Source organism: Brevundimonas diminuta ATCC 11568, assembly GCF_000204035.1.
In the GTDB taxonomy this organism is placed as follows: domain Bacteria; phylum Pseudomonadota; class Alphaproteobacteria; order Caulobacterales; family Caulobacteraceae; genus Brevundimonas; species Brevundimonas diminuta.
Genome location: NZ_GL883086.1, coordinates 792720 through 815887 on the forward strand (window position 1 = coordinate 792720; position 23168 = coordinate 815887).

The following is a 23168-nucleotide window of genomic DNA, read 5'->3' on the forward strand; positions in this document are numbered from 1 at the left end:
AGCTGCGGCGAGCGCGCCAAGCCGGCCGAGGGCGGCGAGGCCGAAGCGGCCGCCGCCGCCGACTATGAACGCGGCCCCCACAACGGCCGCCTGCTGCGCGACGGCGACTTCTCGCTCGAGATCACCATCTATGAGGAAGGTCCCGAGCCCCTGTTCCGCCTCTACCCCTACCTCAAGGACAAGCCCCTCGATCCCGCCCTTGTGTCGGCCGACATCGCGCTCACCCGCCTGGGCCCCAAGGTCGACCGTTTCCAGTTCACCCCGGAAAAGGACTATCTCGCCAGCCCCGGCGTCGTGTTCGAGCCCCACTCCTTCGACGTGGCCGTGAACGCGACCCAGGCCGCCAAGCGCTCGACCTGGACCTATCAGTCCTATGAAGGCCGCACGGTCATCACCCCGACGGCCGCCCAGGCCGGCGGGGTCACGACCCAGACGGCCGGCCCCGCCGTCCTCGGGGAAAGCCTGCCGCTCAGCGGGCGCGTCGAGATCACGCCGGAAGGCCAGAGCGAGGTCCACGCCCGCTACCCCGGTCGGGTCGTGGCCATGAACGTCCAGCTCGGCCAACGCGTCACGCGCGGCCAGGTCCTGGCGCGCGTGGAATCCAGCGAAAGCCTGCAGACCTACGCCGTCACGGCGCCGATCTCCGGCGTCATCCTGGCCAAGAACGCCAACCCCGGCGCCATCACCGGCAACGGCGCGCCCATGCTGGTCATCGGCGATCCGACCCGGCTTCACGCCGAGTTCTTCCTCTATCCGCGCGACGCCGAACGCGTGCGTGTCGGCCAGAGGGTGGAGGTGACGAGCCTGGCCGGCGAACACCGGGCCAGCGGCGTGATCGAAGCCATCCTGCCGTCGGATGACGTCCTGAGCCAGACCCTGGTCGCCCATGTCGAGCTGCCCTATCAGAACGGCGTCTGGCGTCCGGGTCTGGGCGTCCAGGGATCGGTCCAGGTCGGCGAAGGCGAGGCGCCGCTCGCGGTGCGGACCAAAGCCCTCCAGCCCTTCCGTGACTTCACCGTCGTCTACGCCAGGGTCGGAAACACCTATGAGGTGAGGATGCTCGAACTGGGCCGCCGCACCGACGAATGGACCGAGGTCCTCGGCGGCCTGGAGCCCGGGACCGAATATGTCGTCGACGGCGCCTTCCTCATTCGCGCGGACATCGAAAAGTCCGGCGCGAGCCATGACCACTAGGGGGCGCGCGCATCATGCTTGATCGCATCATCGCCCTGTCGATCCGCTTCCGATGGCTCGTCATGGGGCTGGTCCTCACGGCCTGCGTCGTCGGCGTCTGGAGTTTCCAGCGCCTGCCGATCGACGCCACCCCCGACATCACCAACGTCCAGATCCAGATCAATACGGAGGCGCCGGGCTATTCCCCGCTGGAAGCCGAACAACGCATCACCTTCCCCGTCGAGACGGCCGTCGCCGGCGTGCCGGGACTGCAATACACCCGCTCGGTCTCGCGCTACGGCCTGAGCCAGGTGACCGTCATCTTCGACGACGGCACCGACATCTATTTCGCTCGCCAGCTGGTGAACGAACGGCTGCAAGGCGCGCTCGGCCAGCTTCCGCCGGGGATCACACCGGAGCTGGGTCCCATCGCCACGGGGCTGGGCGAGATCTTCATGTATACGGTCGAAGCCGAGCCCGGCGCCCGGAGGCCCGACGGCCAGCCCTATTCGACCGAGGACCTGCGCACCCTGCAGGATTGGGTCATCCGGCCCCAGCTTCGCAACACCCGTGGGGTCACCGAGGTCAACACCATCGGCGGCTATGAGCGGCAGTACCACGTCACCCCGCGACCAGAGCGGTTGTCCGCCTATGGCGTGACCATGGCCGAGATCGTCGAGGCGCTGGAGAAGAACAACGCCAACGTCGGCGCGGGCTATGTCGAACGCTACGGCGAACAGTATCTGATCCGGGTGCCGGGCCAGGCGACCAGCCGCGAGGATCTCGGCGCCGTGGTCATCGCTACGCGCGGCGGCGTGCCGATCCGCGTCGCCGACGTCGCGGACGTCGACATGGGCGAGGAGCTACGGACGGGGGCCGCGACCGAGAACGGCAAGGAGACGGTGCTGGCCACCGTCCTGATGCTGGCGGGCGAGAACAGCCGCGTCGTGGCCCAGGCCGCCGCGGCCAGCCTGGAGGAAGCCGCCAAGGCCCTGCCCAAGGGGGTGAAGGCGTCGCCGGTCTATGACCGGACCGACCTCGTCGAGCGGGCCGTCAAGACGGTCGAGAAGAACCTGGTCGAAGGCGCCCTGCTCGTCATCGTCGTCCTCTTCCTCCTGCTCGGAAACATCCGCGCCGCCCTGATCACGGCGGCGGTCATCCCCATCACCATGCTGATGACGATCACGGGCATGGTGCGCACCGGCACCTCGGGCAATCTGATGAGCCTGGGGGCGCTGGACTTCGGCCTGATCGTCGACGGCGCCGTCATCATCGTCGAGAACTGCCTGCGTCGCTTTGGTGAGGCCCAGCATCGTCTGGGGCGCATCCTGACCCGAGAGGAAAGGTTCGAACTGGCGGGCTCCGCCTCCAGCGAAGTGATCCGCCCCTCCCTGTTCGGGGTGATGATCATCACCCTCGTCTATGTGCCGATCTTCGCCCTGACCGGGGTCGAGGGCAAAACCTTCCATCCGATGGCCATCACCGTGGTCATCGCCCTGACGGCGGCCCTGCTGCTGTCCCTGACCTTTGTTCCCGCCGCCGTCGCCATGTTCGTCACGGGCAAGGTGGAGGAGAAGGACAGCTTCCTCATGCGCTGGGCGCGGATCGGCTATCAGCCCGCGCTCGACTTCGCCCTCAGGAGCCGCAGGCTGATGGTGGGGCTGGCCGTAGTCCTCGTCGTCATCGCCGGCTTCGGCGCTTCAAGAATGGGCTCGGAGTTCGTGCCCAATCTCGACGAAGGCGACATCGCCATGCACGCCCTGCGCATTCCGGGCACCAGCCTGACCCAGGCCGTCCAGATGCAGACCGCGCTGGAGGCCCGTCTGGCGAAATTCCCCGAGGTCGAGCGGGTCGTGGCCAAGATCGGCACCGCCGAAGTCGCCACCGATCCCGTTCCGCCGTCGGTCGCCGACACTTTCATCATGCTGAAGGACCGCAGGGACTGGCCTGATCCCCGCAAGTCGCGCGGGGACCTGGTCGCGGAGATGGAAGCCGCCGTCAGCGAGATTCCCGGCAGCAAATACGAGTTCACCCAGCCCATCCAGATGCGGTTCAACGAACTGCTGTCCGGCGTTCGCGCCGACGTCGCCGTCAAGATCTATGGCGACGATCTGGACGAACTCCTGCGGCTGGGCGCCGAGGTCGAGGCCGTCGTCGCTTCAGTCGAGGGATCGGCCGATCCCCAGACCGAGCAGATCACCGGCCTGCCGGTGCTGCAGATCACGCCTGATCGCACCGCCATGGCGCGCCTGGGCCTGAGCCTCGACGACGTCCAGTCGGTCATCTCGACCTCCATGGGCGGCACGACCGCGGGCCAGATCTTCGAGGGCGACCGTCGCTTCGACGTGGTGGTCCGCCTGCCGGAAGACCTGCGCTCGGACGTCAACGCCATCGGCCGCCTGCAGATTCCCCTGCCGGCCGCCGAGGGCCAGGCGCGCCGGTTCATTCCCCTGAGCGAGGTCGCCGTGATCGAACTCGTCAAGGGGCCGAACCAGATCAGCCGCGAAAACGGCAAGCGCCGCATCGTGGTGACAGCCAATGTCCGCGACCGCGATCTGGGCTCCTTCGTCGGCGAGGTGCAGAAGCGGATCGAAGCCGACGTGGTCGTCCCTGCCGGCTACTGGGTCACCTACGGCGGTACGTTCGAACAGCTGATCTCGGCGGCCAAACGGCTCCAACTGGTGGTGCCGGCGGTGCTGCTGCTGATCTTCGGCCTGCTGTTCGCCCTGTTCCGTTCGGTCAAGGACAGCGCCATCGTCTTCTCCGGCGTGCCCCTGGCGCTCACCGGCGGGGTCGCGGCCCTGATGCTCAGAGGCCTGCCGCTGTCGATCTCCGCCGGCGTCGGCTTCATCGCCCTCTCGGGGGTGGCGGTGCTGAACGGGGTGGTCATGGTCACCTTCATCCGCAGCCTGATCGCCGAGGGCAAACCCCTGGGCGAGGCCCTTCGCGAAGGCGCCCTGACCCGGCTGCGGCCGGTGCTGATGACCGCCCTGGTCGCCAGCCTCGGCTTCGTGCCCATGGCGCTCAACGTCGGGGCCGGCGCCGAGGTCCAGCGCCCGCTGGCCACGGTCGTGATCGGGGGGATCATCTCCTCAACCCTGCTCACCCTGCTCGTGCTGCCAGCCCTCTACAGCCTGGTGCACGGGCGATCGAAGCCTGACGGGACCACGGGCGCTGCACCCGGCGGCCTGGCCCGCTTCGATCCCCGGCGCTTCCTGCCTTTCAGCCGCCGGCCCTGAGGGCGTCCGGGCGGCGCGGCTTCGGCCGCGCCGCCCCCTTCCTCCCGCACACTCGATTTCCGCCCAAGAGGATTCACATGACAATCGCGTCCCGCCACGACCCCTGGTCCTGGCTGAAATCCCCAGCGACGGCGCTTCTGGCCGTCCTCATCTTCTTCATCATCGACGGCGCCGCCGCCCAGGCGCTCGCCCACGGCGTGGCCGAGGGCGACAAGGGCTATATCCAGGAAACCTCCGGGATCGTCTTCTGGCCGTTCGTCTATCTCGGCGCCAAGCACATGGTGACCGGGTACGACCACCTGCTGTTCCTGTTCGGGGTGATCTTCTTCCTCTACCGGCTGAAAGACATCAGCATCTACGTGACCATGTTCGCCATCGGTCACTCCACGACCCTGCTGCTCGGCGTGCTGACCAACATCAGCGTCTCCAGCTACCTGGTGGATGCGATCATCGGCCTGTCGGTCGTCTACAAGGCGCTCGACAACCTGGGCGCCTTCCAGCGCTGGTTCGGCTTCCAGCCCAACACCAAGGTCGCCACCCTGGTGTTCGGCCTGTTCCACGGCTTCGGCCTGGCCACCAAGCTGCAGGACTTCCAGCTGTCCCCCGACGGCCTGTTGGTCAATCTCGTCGCCTTCAACATCGGCGTGGAGATCGGCCAGCTTCTGGCGCTCGGCGCCATCCTCATCGTCATGGGTTTCTGGCGCCGCAGCGAGAGCTTTTTCAAACACGCCTATCTCGCCAACGTCGTCCTCATGACCCTCGGCTTCATTCTGACGGGCTACCAGCTCGTCGGCTATTTCGTCGCCTGACCGGAGACCTGAACCATGTACAACGCTGACAAACCCCGCCTGTCCGACCTGCCCACCACGGGTCAGTTGCTCCGCTCGACCGGCATCGCCGCCGTCGTCGCCGCCGGCCTGCTCGTCACTGTCGTCCTGCCGTCCGAGTACGGCGTCGATCCGACCCGGGTGGGAACGGTCTTCGGCCTGACCGAGATGGGCCGGATCAAGGTCTCCCTGGCTGCGGAAGCCAAGGCGGACGAGGCGATGGACGCCGCTGCAGCCGCGGCTCCGATCGAGGCGAGTCCAGCGCCCGTCGTCGTCGCTGCGGTCGCCCAATCCGCGGCCGCCAGCCCGGCGCCCGACGCCGCCTCCGGCCAGCGCACCGATGAAACCATACTGACCCTGGCGCCCGACCAGGGCGCCGAAATCAAACTGGTCATGACGGAGGGCGCCAAGGCCCGCTTCACCTGGACGAGCAGCGGCGGACGCCTGAACTTCGACACCCACGCGGATCGCCCCGGCGTCTCCTACCACGGCTACGGCAAGGGCTCGTCCCAGAGCGAAACCGGCGAACTGACGGCGGCCTTCACCGGCAGTCACGGCTGGTTCTGGCGCAATCGCACGGGCGCACCCGTGACAGTCACCCTCAAGACCGAAGGTGCCTACACCGAAGTGAAACGCGTCGTCTGATCCACAGGGGGTTCACGCCTTCGTCGTCGGCCGGCGGTTCCGCCGCCGGTCAATGACAGAGACAGGAGAGCGAGCGGCCTCACCGCCTGGACCACGGCCAGCGCCTGTGTCGCTCGTCGATCACATAGGGATCGGCATGCGTAGTCTCATCCGTCCCCTTGTCCTGCACGTGATCCTGCAGGTGCGGATCGCCCCGCCCGCCGCAGCAGCCAGGCTGATCGCCAGCAGTCCGCGCAGACACGGCGCCAGGGCGAAGAGACCAACGCCGTCGGTCAACCGCCGGAGGAAGGGGCGCGCGCGTCTGGCTGAGGGCCGGCAAGGTGGCGCTGACGACAAACAGGCCGATATGACGAAGCCGACCGAGGTCGCCGAGGTTGTTGTAGCTCCTGAAGGCCAGAAGGACGGCCACCACCCACACCCTATGACGGCGTAGAAATCATCGACTTAAATTTCGCAACCCATCAAACGGGGTGCACCGCTTCGGTGTCGAACAGCGCCTCGATGATGGGGCAGTCCGGCGTCGAGCCTTCGGCGCAACGGGCCACCATGTCGGAAAGAACCCGCTCCATCGCCCGCAAGCTGACGATCTTGGAGCGCACATCAGTCAGGTGCACGGCGGCCACTTCGCGGACCTCGGTACAGGGTCGATCCCGCTGTTCCGCCAAGTCCAGCAGGGCTCGAACCTCATTCAGCGTGAAACCGAGATCACGAGCCCGCCGAACGAAGTTTAACCGAAGGAGGTGCCCCCCGCCGTAGAGGCGGTGCCCCCCGTCGCTGCGAGCCGGCGCAGGGATCAAGCCGATCCGCTCATAGTAGCGGACGGTCTCGATGTTGACGCCGGTTCGGCGCGACAGCACGCCGATCGCGAACTGCGGCGTCGTGTCACGCAGGGCGAATTTGTCCATCGAAGATAAAGCCCTTGTATCTGTAGTCGCTACAGACCCTATCTTGCCTTCATCACCAAGAGAAGGAGTGGGCAATGGCCGCCTCGGACGGCATCGAGAACCCCAACGGAAACGCCGCGGCCCCAGCCGACAAGTCGTCCAGCCGTGCGTGGCTGGCGGTTGCAGGCCTTGCTGCCGCGATCGGCGCGTCGTCCTGCTGTGTTCTGCCGCTGGTGTTGTTCGCGCTCGGCGTCAGCGGGGCCTGGATCGGCAACGTCACGGTCCTCGCGCCCTATCAACCCTATTTCATCGTTGCGGCGGTGGCTTTCCTGGGTGTCGGATTCTTCCGCGTCTATCGTCGTCCTCGCACCGCCTGCGCCGAAGGCGAGACCTGCGCTCGACCGGGCTCCACCCGCCTTGTCAAGATCGCGCTTTGGGCGGCGTCCGTGCTCGTCGCCATCGCCGTCGCATTTCCCTATGTTGCGCCGCTGCTACTCGGCGCGTGAGTTCCTGGAGATCAAGGCCATGACCCTTTCCATCCGCGCCGCCCTTGCAGTTGCAGCGGCGCTTTTCACTGCCGAAACGGCGCAGGCGGCCGAACGCACGGTGACGCTGGATGTCACCAATGTGTCCTGTGTGACGTGCGCCCCTATCGTTCGACGCGCTATCTCGCGGGTTCCGGGCGTTACGGCTGTATCCGTGAACCCTGGCGACGCCGGACGGGCCGTGGCGACCGTGACCTACGACGACGTGCGAGTGACGCCGACAGTCCTGGCTCAGGCCTCGACCAACGCCGGCTATCCCGCGCGTGTTCGGGCCAGCCACTAGCGGAACCAGGTTTCGCTAGTGGGCGTCATCGGCACGAACATCGGCGGCGCCATGCAGTTCTACTTCCTGACGAGCCCACCCGTTCCGGCCTTCCCTGTCGTCGCGCCGTAGCGGGCCGCCAGGCCTGTCCGGTTGCAGGCCGCCCGCCCAACGGCGGACACAAGATTTGAAAGCACCGAGCAGTATGAGTGACTGTCGCCCTCTCTCCCGGAACGCCGCAGAGACCTATGATCTGGTCGTGATCGGCGCTGGCTCAGCCGGCTTCTCCGCCGCCATTACGGCAGCCGAAGAGGGAGCGCGGGTAGCGCTCGTCGGCGCCGGAACGATTGGCGGGACCTGCGTGAACATAGGCTGCGTGCCGTCGAAAGCGTTGATCCGCGCGGTGGAGCCCCTGCACCAGGCGCGGGCCGCAAGCCGTTTCGACGGCGTGAGAGCCACTGCTGAAATCAGCGCCTGGTCCGAGGTGATCCGCCAGAAGGACCAACTGGTGAACGCTCTGCGTCAGGCCAAATACGAAGATGTCCTGCAAGGCTACGACGCCATCGCCTACCACGAAGGCGCAGCCAGGCTCGTCTTGGGCGGCGTGGAGGTCGGCGATGTCCGGCTCACCACCGACAAGGTGATCATCGCGACGGGATCGCGACCGGCGATTCCGGCGATCGCTGGGATCGACACTGTCCCCTATCTGACCAGCACGACCGCGCTCGAACTGGAGGCGCTGCCGCAGTCCTTGCTGGTGATCGGTGGTGGATACATAGGCGCGGAATTGGCTCAGATGTTCAGCCGGGCCGGCGTGCAGGTCACGCTCGTGTGCCGGTCACGTCTGTTGCCGGAAGGTGAACCCGAGATCAGCGAGGCGCTGCAACGCTACCTCTCAGACGAGGGCGTCACCGTGGTTGTCGGGGCGACCTACGAGGCTATCGCCCATTCGGAAACGGACGTGTCGCTCACCCTTACGCAGGGCGACAGCCGGAGGGTGCTCACCGCCGAGCGCGTGCTCATGACGACAGGCCGGATCGCCAACTCGGACGGCCTGGGTCTTGCCGAGTCGGGGGTCAGCGTCTCCGAAAACGGAGGAATCGTCGTGGACGACCGGATGCGCACGACCCGCCCCGGCGTCTACGCCGTCGGTGACGTCACCGGGCGTGACCAGTTCGTCTATATGGCGGCCTACGGTGCCAGGCTCGCCGCTCGAAACGCGCTCAACGGCGACAGTCTGTCCTACGACAACAGCGCCATGCCGGCGGTCGTGTTCACCGATCCCCAGGTGGCGACGGTCGGGCTCACGGAAGCCGCCGCACGGGCGGCCGGGCATGATGTCCAAACCTCGATGATCACCCTGGATCACGTCCCGCGCGCGCTCGCGGCCAGAGACACGCGCGGGCTCATCAAGCTGGTGGCGGATCGCGGCACGCGGCGGCTCCTCGGCGCGCACATTCTTGCTCCGGAAGGGGCCGACAGCATCCAGACCGCAGCGGTGGCCATCAAGTGCGGAATGACGGTGGAGCAGTTGGGCGACACGATCTTCCCCTATCTCACGACCGTCGAGGGCCTGAAACTGGCGGCGCTGACGTTCAACAAGGACGTCGCCAAACTCTCTTGCTGCGCCGGTTGAGGGCCAAGACGCGATGCTTCCCGCTGCGACGGCTATCGGCTGCTGCGCGCCGGATCAGACGCTCTTCATCGAAACAGAGGGGTCCGCCAGCAGGACCGGATCCACTGGCGTCGCCTTGCCGATCAGCAGCCGTCCGCCCATGAAATCGGCCGGGGCGTTGACCGCTTCGACGCAAACGATGCGGTCGCCATTCAGGTGGAAGACGGCGAAAGCGCCGCTGGCCGGATCGCCACGCACCACCTGATGGTCGGCGTCAAACGGCAGGCCGGCGATCTGAAGCTTGACGTCATACTGGTCCGACCAGAACCACGGCACTTCGGCCGCTGGAGCCGCGCGGCCGACGATGGCGGCGGCGGCCTGCTTGGCCTGCTCCAGGGCGTTGGGCACGCTCTCCAGCCGGTGCATGCGCCCGCCGTGAACGGGGATGGGCCGGTGGGTCACATCGCCGATGGCGTAGATCGACGGGTCGGCAGTGCGGGCGTTCTCATCCACCACCACGCCGTTCTCGCACGCCAGGCCCGCAGTCCGCGCCAGGGCTTCGCGCGCCAGGGCGCCGACGCCGACGAGCACCGCGTCGGCCGCGATCAGGCTCCCGTCCGCCAACCGCACGCCGTCGTCCTCGAAGCCCGAGACCTCGGCGCCGGTCAGGATTTCGACGCCGCGGGCCCGGTGATAGTTGGTGAAGAAGGCCGACAGGGTTTCCGACGCCACGCGGGCCAGCACCCGGTCCATGCGCTCGATCACCACCGCCTCGGCGCCCAGGGCGCGGGCCGAGGCTGCGGCTTCCAGTCCGACATAGCCGCCGCCGACCACGGCCAGACGCTTGCCGGGGGCCAGCGCCGCCTTCAGCCGTTCGGCGTCGTGCAGCGTGCGCAGTTCCATCAGGTCTGGCCGGTCCGCGCCGGGAATGGCCAACTTCCGCGCCATCGATCCCGTGGCCAGGATCAGCACGTCATAGGGTTCTACCGTCCCGTCGGCGAAAGCGACCGTCTTGGCAGCGGCATCGATGGTCGTGGCCGTGACGCCGGTACGCAGGTCGATCTTCTGCTCGACGTAGAAGCTCTCAGGACGCAGCAGCAGGTCCTCCAGACCTGCCTCCCCCTTCAGCCAGGCCTTGGACAGGGGCGGCCGCTGATAGGGCGCCGCCGCCTCCTCGCCGGCCAGGACGATCTCGCCCTCGAAGCCATACTGTCTCAGCAGCGCCGCCGCCGAGCCCCCCGCGTGTCCCGCGCCGATGATCAGAACCTTGGTCATGATTGCGGACATTGAGCCCTGCTTCCTCATTCGACATTTTCATCAGAAACGACGGCCGTCGCAGCGAACCTTCGACAATGGCGCAGGGCTCCGCCCCGACCGTGCGGCCCTCATCAGGGCGCGGCCGCGGGGTCGGCGGCCTGGTCCAAAGCCCCCGTGGGGTCCGACTGCGCGAACCGTGCTCCGAGATCATAGGCTTCCCCTGGAAAGGTCAGACGAACGAAGGTGATGCGCTCCGCGCGCCGCCACGTCCGACGTTCGAGGGAAAGGCAGGCCGCAGCAGGATCGATCCCGAGGGTCAGTGCGGTTGCGCGGGACACGTTCACAGCCCGGATCCTGTGTTCAGCTTCCGTCCAGGGGACGCATTCCAGCAGCCATGTGCCGGGCGGAACCCCGGTGAAATCGGCGTCCCGAGCCTGGGGCACGGAGGCGAGACTGATCAGCCGTTCCTCGAGCGCGAAGGGACGGCCGCTGCTGCGGTGAAGGCAACGCAGTTCGATCACCTCGCCGGATGCAGCGAGAGCGAGCTCCTCCGCGTCGCGCTTGTGCGCCGCCCTGACCTTCCGGGACAGGAGCTCGAAATCATAGGGCTCGCCGCGATTAAGAATCTCGGCCTGGATGTCAGGAATATCCAGCACGAAGGAATGTATCCGCGGCCGAGCCACGAAGGACCCGAACCGTCGACGCCGAATGATCATGCCCCGTTCCGCCAGGGGCGCGAGGGCCTTGTTCACAGTCATGCGCGAACAGCCGTACTCCGCCATCAGTTCATGCTCGAAGGGGATGCGGAATCCCGGCGACCATTCGCCCGACAGAATGCGATCGGCGATGTCGGAGCGGATGCGTCGGTGGAGCGTGAGATCCATGGCTTCGTTCCTCCCCGTCATGTCCGTTAATCGGGCCAAGCGTCAGCTTGGGTCGCATGGCCGTCAACCCGACCGGAAGGCGCCGGGGCGCAGAACGCCCCGGCGCGGTCTTAACGGCGGCGCTGCAGCCATTCGATCCCATCATGAACATAGGCGAAGTCCTGGCGTCGGAAGGCGCTGAACAACATGATGAAGCCACTCAAAGCCAACCACAGACACCCTGTGGCGATGATGATGATCAGCGGATGGTTGAAGCTCTGGCGATCCGTGTAGTCCATGATGTGGATCATCCAGAAGAAGTCCCAGAGCCGCCAGGTGTTGGTCTTGGCGCCGGCGACCTCGCCGGTGACGGCGTTCAGGATCAGGGTCGTCTTCTCCTTGTCCGCGAACTCGACCCGCCAGGCCGGCAGCGCGAAGTCGCGCGTCTCAAGCGTGGGCTTTTCGACCCGCGTCACCGAGGTCACGGGCGCCGTGCCGTTGAAAGCCGCGACAGCCAGCGTCTTGGCGCGGGCGTCGTCGATGACGATGCGACGGCCATCGACGGGATCGACCAACTGGACGCCGCTGGGCGTCGTCGCGGCGTAGACCCAGGCGCCCTGGAGCGGCCGCAACTCGATCTGGGAAATCGGCTGGCCCACCGCCTGGGCGACCTGGGCCAGCGACAGCACCGCAGCGGGCGTGGGCGACGGCGTGGTGTGGGCGATGGAATCTTCGCCGGCCACCTTGCGATGATCGATCAGCGCCATGGCGGCGCCGCTGATGGCCCAGAGCAGGAATTGAAGACCCAGGACCAGGCCGAACCATTTGTGCAGTCTGCGGATTAGAAACATCTGATGATCCTCACGCTGCGGCTTTGCGCACGCGGCGCTTGCGGCGGAAGCTGTAGAGCAGGAGCCAGGCCCCGGTGAGGGAGGTAATCACCATCATCCAGGTCGCGATCTTGAGCAGGATGTTGTTGACGTTGTCGCGGGTCTCATAGTCCATGATGTGGAACATCCAGACGAAGTCGAAGGTGCGCCAGAGGTCATGGCGCTTGGCCACGAGTTCGCCGGTCTGGGGGGCGATATAGAGGGTGGGTCGCCACAGACCTTCGAACTGCACCCGCCAGATCGGCGCCGCACGTCCCCGGATCTCGCCGGGGATTTCATACAGCAGCTCCATCTCACGAACGCCGCCGTCGCCAGCGTAGATCTGCTCGGCGCGTTGTCGGGCGCCGGCTTCGTCGATCAGCGGCAATTTCTCGCCGGACCGGGCGTCGAACAGCGACCGGCCGCTCTTCTGACTGACGATGTAGACCGGCTGTCCAAGCTGTTGGTCGAGACGCAGGCTCTGGGCCCCGCCCGCGTTTTTTAGGATGACCGCAGGATCGACCAGACCGCCCATGGAGATCGGCTCAGCGACGGGTGTCCGCACGAGATGATCGCCATGGATGATGTCGATATGGACGGCAGTCATGTAGAGGCCGCTCACGACCCAGAACAGGGCCTGAACGCCGATGATCAGCGCAAGCCACTTGTGGGCTTTTCGCGCTACGGAAGGCCAGCGCACCATTTGATACTCACTGATTGGGGGGCGGGGAAACGCCGGGCGAAGGGAACAGTCGAACGCCCGGCGTTTCTCGATGTCGAGGTTAGTTGAACTTGTAGGTCAGCCGCACATAGCCCCGGCGACCGAGCAGGTCGTAGGTCATGGTGTCGGTATTGCCGTCGGTCCAGCTCTGGATGAAGGGCGCCTTCTTGTCGAAGAGGTTGTCGATGCCGACGGCGATGTCGGCGTTCTCGCCCACCCGGTAGGCGAACTGGGCGTTGTGGTAGAAGAGGTTCGGCGTCTCGTAGCCGATGTCGCCCGGTGCGGCGTTGAAGTCCGTCGCCTTGCCGATCAGTTGCACGGAATAGGTCGCAGTCCAGCGGTCGTCGACAACCGAGGCGCTGACGTTCGAACGCCAGTGGGGATAGCCGCCGTTGCCGCCGCCGATATGGCCGTCGAATATGATCGGGTCCGCGCCCAGGAAGGGCGTGACGACATATTCGCCGAGATAGGTGGTGTTCCAGTCGATGCTGGCGCGGCGTTCGCCGAGATCAAAGGCGTAGCGCGCGCCGATGTCGACGCCCTTCATGGTTTCCAGGCCGGCGTTGGTCGGCTGGGCGGAGAGGAAGTTCACTTCGCCAGTCAGAGGACTGCGGGTGAAGTTGTTCGGGCCGCAGAAGGGGTGGTTCATCCCCGGCGAGGCGTAGCAGATCGCCAGCTTGGTGGAGCCGGGGATGGAGCGGATGGCGTCCTCGACCTTGATGTCGAAATAGTCGACGGTCAGGGACAGGCCCTTGACCTGTTCGGGCTGCCAGACGAGGCCCAGGGTGAGGGTCTCGGCCGTCTCGGGCGAAAGCTTCTGGTTGCCGCCGACCGTGGTCAGGACCGTGTTGCCGAGTTGCACATAGTTGGCCGGCACGCCGGAAGCCTGGCAGTTGGCGATCAGGGTCGCGTTTCCGCTGGTGCTGTAGCGGCTGCACGGATCAGTCGTCGTCAGATTGCCCTCTGCAACGCCGCCGAACAGCTCGGGAACGCTGGGAATGCGGAAGCCGGTGCCGAAGGTGGCTCGCAGGCGCAGGCTGTCTACGACGCTCCAGTTCAAACCCAGCTTGTAGGTGGTGTTGCCGCCGAACAGATCATAGTCCGAGTAACGGACAGCGGCGTCGAGCTCGAGTCTTTGCATGAAGGGCAGGTCGGACAGGAGCGGCGCGGACAGCTCGACATAGGCTTCCTTGGCCTTGGTCTCGCCGGCGATGGGGTCCTGCTGGTTGGTGTTGGCTATGCCCAGAACGGTGAGAGCGTCAGGATCGCGCCAGCCCTTCTCTTCGCGGTAGACGAGACCTGCAGCGGCGGCGAGCGGGCCGGCCGGGAGCTGGAGCACCGTGCCGGTGACATCGAAGGTGAAGCTGCGCTGCTCGTTGCCGCCGGTGTCACGCGAGGTGAAGAGGATATAGTCGAGCGCCTCCTGGCTGAGGTCGCCGGCGCCCAGGTAGTCGGCGCAAGGGATGGCTGCGCCGGGCGTGGTGCTGCAGACGGCCGTGTTCAGGGTTTCGCCGACCCGTTGCAGGTTGGCGATATTGGTCATCCCGTCGACGCCGGTATTGCGGCCCCAGTTGACGGCGGCTTCCCAGGTCCAGTCTCCGGCGATGGCGCCTCGGGCGCCGCCGACGAACCGATAGGTGTCGGTTTCCTGGAAGAAATGACGCGGCCCCGGTTCCGCGAGACGGCGCGCGATGAGGGTGATGTCCTGACCCGTCGGGTTGGTCGGGTGGGCCGCCGAGAGCTTGAGGTTCCGCAGGGCGCCCGGCGCCGCGAGCTGGTTGCTTTCCCTGTGGGTGAAGAAGACTTCGCCGAACAGGCTGACGGTGTCCGTCAGCTGGTAGTCGGCCAGGAAGGCCGTGCTGATGCGCTCGATCGGCGAGACGGCGTTGAGGAAGGGGTTGCCGTTATAGTTATGCTTGGCGGCGTTGTAGGGCTCGAAGAAGTCCCCGTCTCCCCCCGGGATCTGGTTGAAGTTGATTTGCTGGCCGTTGGGAAGCACGGCTCGGCCGCCGAGCGTTGTCGCGCTCGAAACGCAAGCCAGCTTGCCGTCGATCTCGCCCAGGCCGCAGGGGGCGCGGCTCGCCAGGTTGACGGCTTCGGTCTTCTGGTAGGTCAGGGCGGCGGTGACCCCGCCGCGGTCGCCCCGCATGCCCCATAGCAGGTCGAAGGAGAGGTCCTGGCCGTCGCCTTCATCGGTGACGCCGTACTTGCTGGAGAGCTTGAGACCCTCGAAATCATTGATGGTGACAATGTTGACCACGCCAGCGACGGCGTCGGCGCCGTAGATGGCCGAGGCGCCGTCTTTCAGAACGTCCATGCGGCCGATGATGGCGGTCGGGATCATGTTCAGATCCGGGGCGCTGTTCGCGCCGGTGCCGCCGTTGACGATCCGTCGGCCGTTGATCAGCGTCAGAGTCCGGTTGATGCCGAGGCCGCGCAGATTGACCTGCGCCGTGCCGTAGCCGTTGCCGGTCCAGTAGGAGTTGGTCTGGTTGCCGGCAGCGCCGGCGGAGGACGGCAGGCGCTGCAGCAGGGACTCTACGTTGGTGATCCCGGTCCGCTCTATGTCCTCGCCGGTCACGACGGTGGCTGGACCAACGCCGCTGATATCCTGGCGTTTGATCCGGCTGCCGGTGACGACAATTTCGCCGACGCTGGTCGTCTCAGCTTCCTGGGCCGATGCGGGCATTCCGCACATGGCGGCGGTGATTGCCGCACCTGCGAACAAGAGCCTCTTTTTCATGCGATTCATGGTTCATTCCCCTCGCGTTCGGCCCAGACGAACCGGTCCTGCCTGATCACGTTCCGGTCGGGCGCTGAGGGAGTCAACTCATGTATATACATATGAAGGCGGCCAATCCTTCACGTTTCATGCCCGCATTCGCCAGAATTGCGCAAAATAATGACGCATTTAACACGCAATAAACACAAATTCGTCACCTCGTTGGTAGGCGCGGGTAGGACGTAACTATTTTACGACGCACCAAATGATGACGGCCAAACTCATTGTGCGATGCAAAATTTCTTACTCGCCCCCGTACTGGCCAATACGCATTCACGAGACCCCTCCCCTCGAATTAATTAGGTTGGCGCGGGATTATTTTTCGGCAGGCGCAAGAAGCGGAGTCCCCACGGCGGACCTCATGGCGGATTCGCGGCCGATGCGGACCCGTTCAGATCCGCAGGCCAAAGGGTCGACTTGCGCACAATAATAATTCCATTATCTTGGAATTATGGAACCCGAACCCGCCATCCTCGCCCTTGCCGCCCTGGCGCAGCCGACGCGCCTTGAGACCTTCCGCCTTCTGGTCCGGCATGAACCAGAGGGCCTGCCCGCCGGCGAGATCGCCGATGCGCTGGCGGTTCCGGCCAACACCATGTCGGCGCACCTTGGGGTCCTGTCCCGCGCAGGGCTGATCAGTTCAGAGCGGCGCAGTCGGTCGATCATCTACCGGGCCAACCTTGATCGCCTCCAGGCACTGGTCCTGTTCCTGCTGAAGGACTGCTGCCAGGGCCGCGCCGAGTTGTGCGAACCGCTGCTGGCCGAACTCAACCCCTGCCGCACCTGAGGCTCCCATGGACGTCGTCATCTACCACAACCCCGCCTGCGGGACGTCGCGCAACGCCCTGGCCCTCATCCGCCAGCTCGGTATCGAGCCGCACGTCATCGAATATCTGAAGACGCCGCCCAGCCGCGCCATGATCCTGGGGCTGGTCGCGCGCATGGGCGTCCCACTGCACAGCCTGCTGCGCGAGAAGGGCACGCCTTTCGTCGAACTGGGGCTGAGCGATCCCGCCCTGACCAACGATCAATTGCTGAACGCCATCGAGGCCCACCCGGTCCTGCTGAACCGTCCCATCGTCGTGTCGCCGCTGGGCGTGAAGCTGTGTCGACCGTCCGAGGCGGTCCTCGACCTTCTGCCGCCGGAAGGGCTCAAGCCCTTCACCAAGGAGGACGGCGAAGTCGTCATCGACGCCGAGGGCCGGAGGGTCCGCTGATGGTCGAGGCCGTCATCACTGATCAACCGAAGCGCCGCCTGTCCTTCCTCGACCGCTGGCTGACATTGTGGATCTTCGCGGCCATGGCGCTGGGCGTGCTGCTGGGTACGGTCGTGCCGGCGCTGCCCGGCTGGATCGACGGCCTGTCGGTCGGGACGACCAATATCCCGATCGCCGTCGGCCTGATCCTGATGATGTATCCGCCGCTGGCGCGGGTGAAGTACGAGGAACTGCCGCGCGTCTTCGCTGACAGGCGCGTGCTTGCCCTGTCCCTGTTCCAGAACTGGGTGCTGGGGCCGGTGCTGATGTTCGCCCTGGCGGTGATCTTCCTGCGCGATCAACCGGAATACATGACCGGCGTCATCCTGATCGGCCTGGCCCGCTGCATCGCCATGGTGCTGGTCTGGAACCAGTTAGCGCGCGGCGACAACCAGTATGTGGCGGGCCTGGTCGCCTTCAACTCGATCTTCCAGATCGCCTTCTTCAGCCTCTACGCCTGGCTGTTCCTGACCGTGCTGCCCCCCCTGTTCGGGCTGGAGAGCAGCGTGGTCGACGTCAGCGTCTGGACCATCGCCGGCGCCGTCCTGGTCTATCTGGGTCTGCCCTTCCTCGGCGGCTTCCTGACCCGGCGCACCCTGGTCGCGAGGAAGGGAAACGACTGGTACGAGACGCGCTTCCTGCCGCGCATCGCGCCGATCACCCTGATCGCCCTGCTCTTCACCATCGTCGCCATGTTCAGCCTGAAGGGCGGCGACGTGGTCGCCCTGCCGCTGGACGCCCTACGCATCGCCGTCCCGCTGACGATCTACTTCTTCGTCATGTTCGTGGTCAGCTTCCTGATGGGGCGGCTGATCGAGGCGGACTATCCGCGCACCACGGCCCTGGCCTTCACCGCCGCCTCCAATAATTTCGAACTGGCGATCGCCGTCGCCATCGCCGCCTTCGGCCTGGCCTCGCCAGTGGCTTTCGCCGCCGTCATCGGTCCGCTGGTCGAGGTGCCGGTGTTGATCCTGCTGGTGTCGGTCGCCCTGTGGCTGGGCCGCCGCTACTTCCCCGACACCGCCCCGAAGAAGGACGCCTGCTGATGGCCTTCAACGTCGCGGTATTGCCCGAGCCCACGTCCGACCTGATCGCTGCGCTGGAAGCCGTCGGCCTGCCGATGGACGACGTCTACGAACCCGATCGGCGCTTCTACCGTTTCGAGGACGACGCCGGCCTGATCGGCTACGGCGGGCTGGAGCAGGTCGGTCCTGACCTCCTGATCCGCTCCATCGTCGTCGTCGACAGCCGTCACGGCGGAGGCCACGGCTCTGCGATCCTGTCCTGGCTGGAAACCAGGGCGGCCGAACAGAAGGCGACCGCCCTCTACCTGCTCACGACCTCGGCGACCGCCTTCTTCCAGCGGCACGGCTACACCGCCCTTCCCCGTTCGGCGGCGCCGCCCGCCATAGCCGCCTCCCGGCAGTTCAGCACCCTGTGCCCGGCCTCGGCGACTTTCATGTTCAAGGAGTTGCGCCCCCAATGACCCGCCTTCGCGTCCTGCCCGATCCCGACCACATGCCCGCGCTCGACCCGGCCTACCTGTCCAGCCAGCCGGCGCTCGGCCTCGGCCCGAACGACCATCCGCCCCGCATCCTGCTGCTCTACGGCTCACTGCGGGATCGGTCCTTTTCCCGACTGTGCGTTGAGGAGGCCGCGCGCCTGCTGCGCTTCATGGGCTGCGAGACACGCATCTTCGATCCGTCCGACCTGCCGCTGACCGACCAGGTCGACCACGACGACCACCCCGCCGTCCATGAACTGCGCGAACACGCCCTGTGGTCGGAAGGCATGGTCTGGAGCAGCCCGGAGCGCCACGGCCAGATTTCGGGGATCATGAAGCTCCAGATCGACCACCTGCCGTTGAACATGGGCGGCATGCGCCCGACCCAGGGCCGCACCCTGGCCGTCATGCAGGTCTCCGGCGGCTCTCAGAGTTTCAACGCGGTCAACACCCTGCGCCTGCTGGGCCGGTGGATGAGGATGATCACCATCCCCAACCAGTCCAGCGTCGCCAAGGCCTTCATGGAGTTCGACGACAACGGCCGCATGAAGCCCTCCAGCTACTACGACCGCATCGTCGACGTGATGGAGGAGCTGGTGCGCTTCACCGTCCTGACCCGCGTCCACGCCGGTCAGTTGGTCGACCGCTACTCTGAGCGGAAGGCTTCGGGCGTGCCAATCGATGCGGCCAACGACCTGTCCGCGATCGCCATCAGGACCGCTTAGCGCCAGCATACGCGCCCCCGAGGCCGAGGCTTCGCCACGTCGGCAGACCGTCGCCAACTGTGGCGACGAAGACAAAATCCGGCGCCGTCATCGAAGAACTAGGTTCGAGCTAAAGCAGACGACCCGTTGCGCCCGCTATTTGACGAACCGACTCCGATCCGCTGCCACGGATCGGAGTCCCGTCCTGGCTCAGGCGGCGTGCGCCCGGTTCGCCCAACCATTCCGCTGGAGATGATCGAGCGCCGTGCGGATGTGAGGCTCTCGCATCACAGCGGCCTTCCGAGAATTCCAGGCGTGCACAGCCTGAACCACGCGATCCGGGTCGCCGGACGCTTCGGCGTCATGAACCAGGACCCAGTGGACGGTAGACAGGAGTTCGAGACCGTAGGGGGTCTCGAAACCCGCGATGAGCTCGGCCACGCGGTCGAGACGATCCCGGGCGGCTTCATCGCCGGCGAGGTAGGCCTCGGCTTCCCTACGGCCGCCTTCCAGTACAGCGATCTCCGCCGCTTGGCTGCGATCGCCGTACCCTCGAATGAAGTGCCCCTCGATCCGCTGAAGCACGTGATTGAGATTCTCGGCGTAGGGGCCGTACTGGTACTTCTGGAAGCCCAGCTTGAGATCCTCGCCCGCCGCTTGCAGGAAGTAGGTCAGCTTCTGCACCTCAAGGAGGCTATGGCGGTAACCCGCTGCCCCATAGAGCCCCAGAAGCGTCAGCACGAGCGCTCGTCCACGGCTCATGTTGGGGCGGGTCGTACCCACTCTCATCTCATCGACTTTCGGCGCTGCTCCAGGAGCGAAGAGCCGAACATCCACTTCATTGAGGTCGCCCAGGGCGCGGCGGATCACAGGCTCAACCTCAGCCCAGTCCAGACCGCCATTGCCGCATCCGAGCGGCGGCACGGCGATCGAGCGAATTCCATTCTCGAGGATCACTCGCTTCAGATCCTCAAGGCCGGTCTCGATGTCGGACAGGCGGGATTTCGCCTTCCAGTGACCCTTGGTCGGAAAGTTGATGATCCAGCGCGGATTGATCATGCTTCCGGTATCGAAGACGAACATCTCGCCCAGACGTACTTCGCCCGCGTCGCAGGCGCGCCGGTACGCATCATAGTTGCGGGGGAAGGCCTGCTTGAACTGCAGGGCGATACCCTTGCCCATCACCCCGACGCAGTTGACCGTATTAATGACGGCCTCGGCGCCGGACTGGAGCAGGTCGCCTTTCGAGAAGGTGATCATCGTCGGCTCCCTAGTAGTACCAGGCGGATTTTTCCACCACTTTCATCCTAACGCCTCGACGCTCCAGAAGAGCCTCGACCTCGGCCTTGCGAGCCGCGGACTGCACCGCCAAGCCGCTGAGAAGCGTAACTGGGAATGCGTCCCGCACAAGAAACTCGGCCTGCTTGCGGCGTTTGCGGTCGCCGTCTTCCAGCGTATCAGCCCATTGTCGACTGCCGACCACATCCCAGTCGACCTCCCCCAGCCGCCCCAGATCGTCAAAGAAGCTGGAGTAGGTCATGATTCCGTGACCGTCGGTAAACGCGAAGCCCAGGCCGGCTTCCACGACCTTCTGGGCGGTCGACACCAGGTGCACCAGCGCGCCCTGCCCTCCCTCGCACGGCACGTTGCCACGATGGATGGTGTAGAGCATCGGGCTGCGCGTCGTGAAATAGAAGGGCACGTAATCGTGCAGACAGCCGCCAGGACCGCACGGGACCTGCCGCGCTGCACGCTGCGCCTGGATCGAGCTGTAGGCAATATTGTTATACCGCGCGTCAGCAGCCTGCAGGCGTGCGGTAGAACTCAAGGCGCCCTTTGCGAGAATCTCGTCAAGGTTGCCGATGTGAGTCATGTGAATGATCGGCGTCGGCTGAGGAACGTTTCCAGGCATGCTCCTTCAATCGATCAACCGCCCTCCATTGTCCAGCCAAGCTGCAGGACTGCTGCGGCTCAGATCAACCTAGAACCGGAACGGGAACATTTCAAGAACATCGCACCATTTCCCGCAGGTTCGGAAACGACGCTCGATCAGGTTCTACAAACCGCCGCAGCACATCAAGCTGAGCCGCATGACCGACAGCCCACTTCGAACACTGCTTCGTCGCGACGAGTTCCGCCGTTCGGACTGAACCCGCCTGTCACGCCCTACGGATGGCTCGTAGAATCCGACGCGTTTCTACGGTGAGCAACATCTCGTCGTCCTGGGTAATCATTCGCGCATGCATGGTGGCGATTCTCACCGGATAGAACCGCTGGAAGGACTCCTGAATATCCGTGGACCTGTTGAAGACCGGAGCGAAGACGGTTTTCCAGTTCTGCTTCTTCTCAATGATCGCTCGGTAATCCGTGAAGTCCGCGAACTCGATCAGAGGCTTGATCGCTCCGGTCGCCTTGGCGTCCGTCGCCTGCTTCTGACGCCAATTGTCGCTTGTCCCTTCCGGCGTCTGGGTGATGCACCAGTCGGGACCGAAGGCCTCGGTCATCCGCTCGTCGATGAAACGGCGCAACGCCACCTCAAAGCGTTGCAGCTGGTCGAACGCCGATCGATTTCTTACGAACGAAGCTTCCAACGTTTCGTCCGCGTCGGCCTCATCGTCATCAAGATCTTCGGACGAGTCCAGGTCCAGACCAGCGTGATGCATGCCCTCAACGAAGGCGCCGCGTGGAAAAGCGGTCAGGTCAGGACTGAAGCCGTTCTCATAGTAGAGAGCAGTACGCGCAACGGGATCCGTCAGGATATCCACTGTCGGCATGACGGCGTCACGCCAGTCGCCTAATGCCGGCCTGAGCAGGTCGCCTATGTCCGCGCCGAACGGATCCGAGTGACGCAGCACCGCGCCAATGGTCTGCATCTCCATCATGCCAAGCACGGACTGATCGAGCATGGCGTCGTTGAGCCAGGGCCTAGTCATGGACGTCATGGCCGCCATGATTTGCCCCGGCCTGTCGTGGAACAAGGTCGACTGGGCCTGCAGGGCGTCTACCTGTTCCTGATAGAGCCGCGCGGTCTCCATTGCCGATGGTAGCCGGAAAGCTTCTTCCCAGCGCTGATGGAGGCTCGCAGCTTCCACGGCGAGCTCACTGATGCTCCTGCCGTGGAGGCCCGCGGCTTCCCGGGCGAGAGCATCGGCTCGCTGCATCTCCTGCATCAAGAGCTCAGAGCCTGTCGGCATCCGCTGGAAAAGGTCGAGAGCGAGGTTGCGGTGCTGGTCGGGAGACAGGAAGCCCGCCGCGCGCGCCTCAATATCCGCCCGATCCCTCATCAGGCTCATCACGTCCAGTTCGGCGGCGGCCCGAACGATTGAACGTTCATAGGCGCCCAGGTTGGCGCCCACTTCAGTTAGCGGATTCATGAGCCGGCTGAGTTCACGCTCTCGCTCAATCAGGTCGCGGAGTGGGTCGGACATGGCAGCTCCAGATGAGACCTGTTGAGAATGTAGCTCTGACATGGTTCGAGCCGGACGTCGCCACATCGGCGCAGGGCAAGCTGATCCCTAGGGGGTGCAGCGTTCACTGAAGCAGCCCGACTTGATCAGAATCAGATCCCGCCGAGCGACCAGAGCTCTGGCAATCGCTAGTGCAGCTCCGACAGAAAATCGCGGATCGTAGGGGCCAACGCCTCTGCGAACCCTTCGGCCGTCTCTATGTCCTCGGACATCGAGATAGGCGAGAGGCGTCCGTTTGGGACCAAGGCGGCCACACGAGCCGCCAGCTCGGGCGGATGCGGTCCCTTCCGATGGCGGCTGCAGCAGCTACGCTGGCGGCGTTGGAGCGAGGGATAGCGTCTTCCACCATCGCTCGGATGACGGGCGCAAGGGAAGGCAGGATCGCCGCCTCGCAAGCGTGGCTGGACGCCCTGGCTATTCAGACGCCCCCAGGGATCAATGAAGCCGAGCCCCTGCAGATGCTCACGGACCGCACGCCAGTCCGCCGCTCCGAAGCCGTGGATCACGACCCGGTCGCCGTCGAGGAGAAGGGAGACGGACCGGTCGGCGCGGCTG

Annotated in this window: 21 protein-coding genes; 12 read left to right on the forward strand and 9 right to left on the reverse strand. The window is 65.5% G+C overall.

Annotated features, from left to right (window positions below):
• The 4 genes from BDIM_RS07590 to BDIM_RS07605 all read left to right on the forward strand — a co-directional run.
• Window positions 1-1194 (forward strand): efflux RND transporter periplasmic adaptor subunit (locus BDIM_RS07590; RefSeq protein WP_040345430.1); only part of this gene is annotated, 1194 nt, incomplete at its 5' end.
• Between the two features lie 14 nt (window positions 1195-1208).
• Complete coding sequence (locus BDIM_RS07595; protein ID WP_040345432.1) at window positions 1209-4412, forward strand: efflux RND transporter permease subunit; 3204 nt, start codon at window positions 1209-1211, stop codon at window positions 4410-4412.
• Between the two features lie 77 nt (window positions 4413-4489).
• Window positions 4490-5221, forward strand: a complete 732-nt coding sequence (locus tag BDIM_RS07600; RefSeq protein WP_003164980.1) for a HupE/UreJ family protein — start codon at window positions 4490-4492, stop codon at window positions 5219-5221.
• Window positions 5222-5236: 15 nt separating this feature from the next.
• The gene (locus tag BDIM_RS07605) at window positions 5237-5884 is read left to right on the forward strand and encodes a hypothetical protein (protein WP_003164981.1); all 648 of its coding nucleotides are present in this window, start codon (window positions 5237-5239) and stop codon (window positions 5882-5884) included.
• A 461-nt stretch (window positions 5885-6345) separates the two neighbouring features.
• Here the strand turns inward: BDIM_RS07605 and BDIM_RS07615 are convergent, their stop codons facing one another.
• Complete coding sequence (locus tag BDIM_RS07615) at window positions 6346-6789, reverse strand: MerR family transcriptional regulator (protein ID WP_003164983.1); 444 nt, start codon at window positions 6787-6789, stop codon at window positions 6346-6348.
• Window positions 6790-6863: 74 nt separating this feature from the next.
• On the opposite strand from BDIM_RS07615, the gene BDIM_RS07620 reads away from it, so the two are divergent.
• The 3 genes from BDIM_RS07620 (at window position 6864) to merA (ending at window position 9211) form a co-directional block, all read left to right on the forward strand.
• Window positions 6864-7274: a mercuric transporter MerT family protein gene (locus BDIM_RS07620; protein ID WP_003164984.1), complete on the forward strand. Its 411-nt coding sequence runs from the start codon at window positions 6864-6866 to the stop codon at window positions 7272-7274.
• Window positions 7275-7293: 19 nt separating this feature from the next.
• Window positions 7294-7596 carry a heavy-metal-associated domain-containing protein gene (locus BDIM_RS07625; protein WP_223850727.1) on the forward strand — a complete coding sequence of 101 codons (303 nt, stop codon included), beginning with the start codon at window positions 7294-7296 and terminating at the stop codon, window positions 7594-7596.
• A 238-nt stretch (window positions 7597-7834) separates the two neighbouring features.
• Window positions 7835-9211 carry a mercury(II) reductase gene (gene merA / locus BDIM_RS07630; protein WP_280523757.1) on the forward strand — a complete coding sequence of 459 codons (1377 nt, stop codon included), beginning with the start codon at window positions 7835-7837 and terminating at the stop codon, window positions 9209-9211.
• A 54-nt stretch (window positions 9212-9265) separates the two neighbouring features.
• Here merA and BDIM_RS07635 read toward each other — a convergent pair whose 3' ends face one another.
• From BDIM_RS07635 to BDIM_RS07655, 5 genes are all read right to left on the reverse strand, one after another.
• Window positions 9266-10477, reverse strand: coding sequence for an NAD(P)/FAD-dependent oxidoreductase (locus BDIM_RS07635; RefSeq protein WP_003164987.1), 1212 nt, complete (start codon window positions 10475-10477; stop codon window positions 9266-9268).
• Window positions 10478-10578: 101 nt separating this feature from the next.
• Window positions 10579-11331 (reverse strand): histidine utilization transcriptional repressor HutC, encoded by a 753-nt coding sequence (gene hutC / locus BDIM_RS07640; RefSeq protein ID WP_046652903.1) that lies wholly within the window; start codon window positions 11329-11331, stop codon window positions 10579-10581.
• A gap of 110 nt (window positions 11332-11441) precedes the next feature.
• Complete coding sequence (locus tag BDIM_RS07645; RefSeq protein WP_040345437.1) at window positions 11442-12161, reverse strand: PepSY domain-containing protein; 720 nt, start codon at window positions 12159-12161, stop codon at window positions 11442-11444.
• A gap of 10 nt (window positions 12162-12171) precedes the next feature.
• Window positions 12172-12882 carry a PepSY domain-containing protein gene (locus BDIM_RS07650; protein ID WP_040345439.1) on the reverse strand — a complete coding sequence of 237 codons (711 nt, stop codon included), beginning with the start codon at window positions 12880-12882 and terminating at the stop codon, window positions 12172-12174.
• Window positions 12883-12961: 79 nt separating this feature from the next.
• A complete protein-coding gene (locus BDIM_RS07655; RefSeq protein ID WP_223850728.1) occupies window positions 12962-15643 on the reverse strand; it encodes a TonB-dependent receptor in 2682 nt (893 codons plus the stop codon).
• Window positions 15644-16133: 490 nt separating this feature from the next.
• Between BDIM_RS07655 and BDIM_RS07660 the strand changes: the two genes are divergently transcribed.
• The 5 genes from BDIM_RS07660 to arsH are packed head-to-tail and all read left to right on the forward strand — an operon-like array spanning window position 16134 to window position 19167.
• On the forward strand, window positions 16134-16469 hold the full coding sequence (locus BDIM_RS07660) for an ArsR/SmtB family transcription factor (protein WP_003164990.1): 336 nt from the start codon (window positions 16134-16136) through the stop codon (window positions 16467-16469).
• A 7-nt stretch (window positions 16470-16476) separates the two neighbouring features.
• Window positions 16477-16899 (forward strand): arsenate reductase (glutaredoxin), encoded by a 423-nt coding sequence (gene arsC, locus BDIM_RS07665; RefSeq protein WP_003164991.1) that lies wholly within the window; start codon window positions 16477-16479, stop codon window positions 16897-16899.
• Complete coding sequence (gene arsB, locus BDIM_RS07670) at window positions 16899-17984, forward strand: ACR3 family arsenite efflux transporter (RefSeq protein WP_003164992.1); 1086 nt, start codon at window positions 16899-16901, stop codon at window positions 17982-17984. The genes arsC and arsB overlap by 1 nt, the downstream gene beginning before the upstream one ends.
• Entirely contained in the window at window positions 17984-18424 is a 441-nt protein-coding gene (arsN2, locus tag BDIM_RS07675) for an arsenic resistance N-acetyltransferase ArsN2 (protein ID WP_003164993.1), read from the forward strand. Before arsB ends, arsN2 begins: the two co-directional genes overlap by 1 nt.
• On the forward strand, window positions 18421-19167 hold the full coding sequence (arsH, locus tag BDIM_RS07680) for an arsenical resistance protein ArsH (protein ID WP_040345443.1): 747 nt from the start codon (window positions 18421-18423) through the stop codon (window positions 19165-19167). The genes arsN2 and arsH overlap by 4 nt, the downstream gene beginning before the upstream one ends.
• A gap of 189 nt (window positions 19168-19356) precedes the next feature.
• Here the strand turns inward: arsH and darG are convergent, their stop codons facing one another.
• The 3 genes from darG to BDIM_RS07695 form a co-directional block, all read right to left on the reverse strand.
• On the reverse strand, window positions 19357-20406 hold the full coding sequence (gene darG / locus BDIM_RS07685) for a type II toxin-antitoxin system antitoxin DNA ADP-ribosyl glycohydrolase DarG (RefSeq protein WP_003164995.1): 1050 nt from the start codon (window positions 20404-20406) through the stop codon (window positions 19357-19359).
• Between the two features lie 10 nt (window positions 20407-20416).
• Window positions 20417-21019 (reverse strand): type II toxin-antitoxin system toxin DNA ADP-ribosyl transferase DarT, encoded by a 603-nt coding sequence (darT, locus tag BDIM_RS07690; protein ID WP_081461864.1) that lies wholly within the window; start codon window positions 21017-21019, stop codon window positions 20417-20419.
• A gap of 286 nt (window positions 21020-21305) precedes the next feature.
• Complete coding sequence (locus BDIM_RS07695) at window positions 21306-22574, reverse strand: hypothetical protein (RefSeq protein ID WP_040345447.1); 1269 nt, start codon at window positions 22572-22574, stop codon at window positions 21306-21308.
• Window positions 22575-23168: the final 594 nt, after the last annotated feature.

What these genes read in the sequence shown, in the direction of transcription:
- arsB (WP_003164992.1), top strand. Translation starts at nt 16,899, where the DNA reads ATGGTCGAGGCCGTCATCACTGATCAACCGAAGCGCCGCCTGTCCTTC.
- BDIM_RS07645 (WP_040345437.1), bottom strand. Translation starts at nt 12,161, where the DNA reads ATGTTTCTAATCCGCAGACTGCACAAATGGTTCGGCCTGGTCCTGGGT.
- BDIM_RS07655 (WP_223850728.1), bottom strand. Translation starts at nt 15,643, where the DNA reads ATGAAAAAGAGGCTCTTGTTCGCAGGTGCGGCAATCACCGCCGCCATG.
- arsN2 (WP_003164993.1), top strand. Translation starts at nt 17,984, where the DNA reads ATGGCCTTCAACGTCGCGGTATTGCCCGAGCCCACGTCCGACCTGATC.
- darG (WP_003164995.1), bottom strand. Translation starts at nt 20,406, where the DNA reads ATGATCACCTTCTCGAAAGGCGACCTGCTCCAGTCCGGCGCCGAGGCC.
- hutC (WP_046652903.1), bottom strand. Translation starts at nt 11,331, where the DNA reads ATGGATCTCACGCTCCACCGACGCATCCGCTCCGACATCGCCGATCGC.
- BDIM_RS07600 (WP_003164980.1), top strand. Translation starts at nt 4,490, where the DNA reads ATGACAATCGCGTCCCGCCACGACCCCTGGTCCTGGCTGAAATCCCCA.
- BDIM_RS07605 (WP_003164981.1), top strand. Translation starts at nt 5,237, where the DNA reads ATGTACAACGCTGACAAACCCCGCCTGTCCGACCTGCCCACCACGGGT.
- arsC (WP_003164991.1), top strand. Translation starts at nt 16,477, where the DNA reads ATGGACGTCGTCATCTACCACAACCCCGCCTGCGGGACGTCGCGCAAC.
- arsH (WP_040345443.1), top strand. Translation starts at nt 18,421, where the DNA reads ATGACCCGCCTTCGCGTCCTGCCCGATCCCGACCACATGCCCGCGCTC.
- BDIM_RS07625 (WP_223850727.1), top strand. Translation starts at nt 7,294, where the DNA reads ATGACCCTTTCCATCCGCGCCGCCCTTGCAGTTGCAGCGGCGCTTTTC.
- BDIM_RS07660 (WP_003164990.1), top strand. Translation starts at nt 16,134, where the DNA reads ATGGAACCCGAACCCGCCATCCTCGCCCTTGCCGCCCTGGCGCAGCCG.
- BDIM_RS07595 (WP_040345432.1), top strand. Translation starts at nt 1,209, where the DNA reads ATGCTTGATCGCATCATCGCCCTGTCGATCCGCTTCCGATGGCTCGTC.
- BDIM_RS07620 (WP_003164984.1), top strand. Translation starts at nt 6,864, where the DNA reads ATGGCCGCCTCGGACGGCATCGAGAACCCCAACGGAAACGCCGCGGCC.
- BDIM_RS07695 (WP_040345447.1), bottom strand. Translation starts at nt 22,574, where the DNA reads ATGTCCGACCCACTCCGCGACCTGATTGAGCGAGAGCGTGAACTCAGC.
- BDIM_RS07615 (WP_003164983.1), bottom strand. Translation starts at nt 6,789, where the DNA reads ATGGACAAATTCGCCCTGCGTGACACGACGCCGCAGTTCGCGATCGGC.
- BDIM_RS07635 (WP_003164987.1), bottom strand. Translation starts at nt 10,477, where the DNA reads ATGTCCGCAATCATGACCAAGGTTCTGATCATCGGCGCGGGACACGCG.
- BDIM_RS07650 (WP_040345439.1), bottom strand. Translation starts at nt 12,882, where the DNA reads ATGGTGCGCTGGCCTTCCGTAGCGCGAAAAGCCCACAAGTGGCTTGCG.
- darT (WP_081461864.1), bottom strand. Translation starts at nt 21,019, where the DNA reads ATGACTCACATCGGCAACCTTGACGAGATTCTCGCAAAGGGCGCCTTG.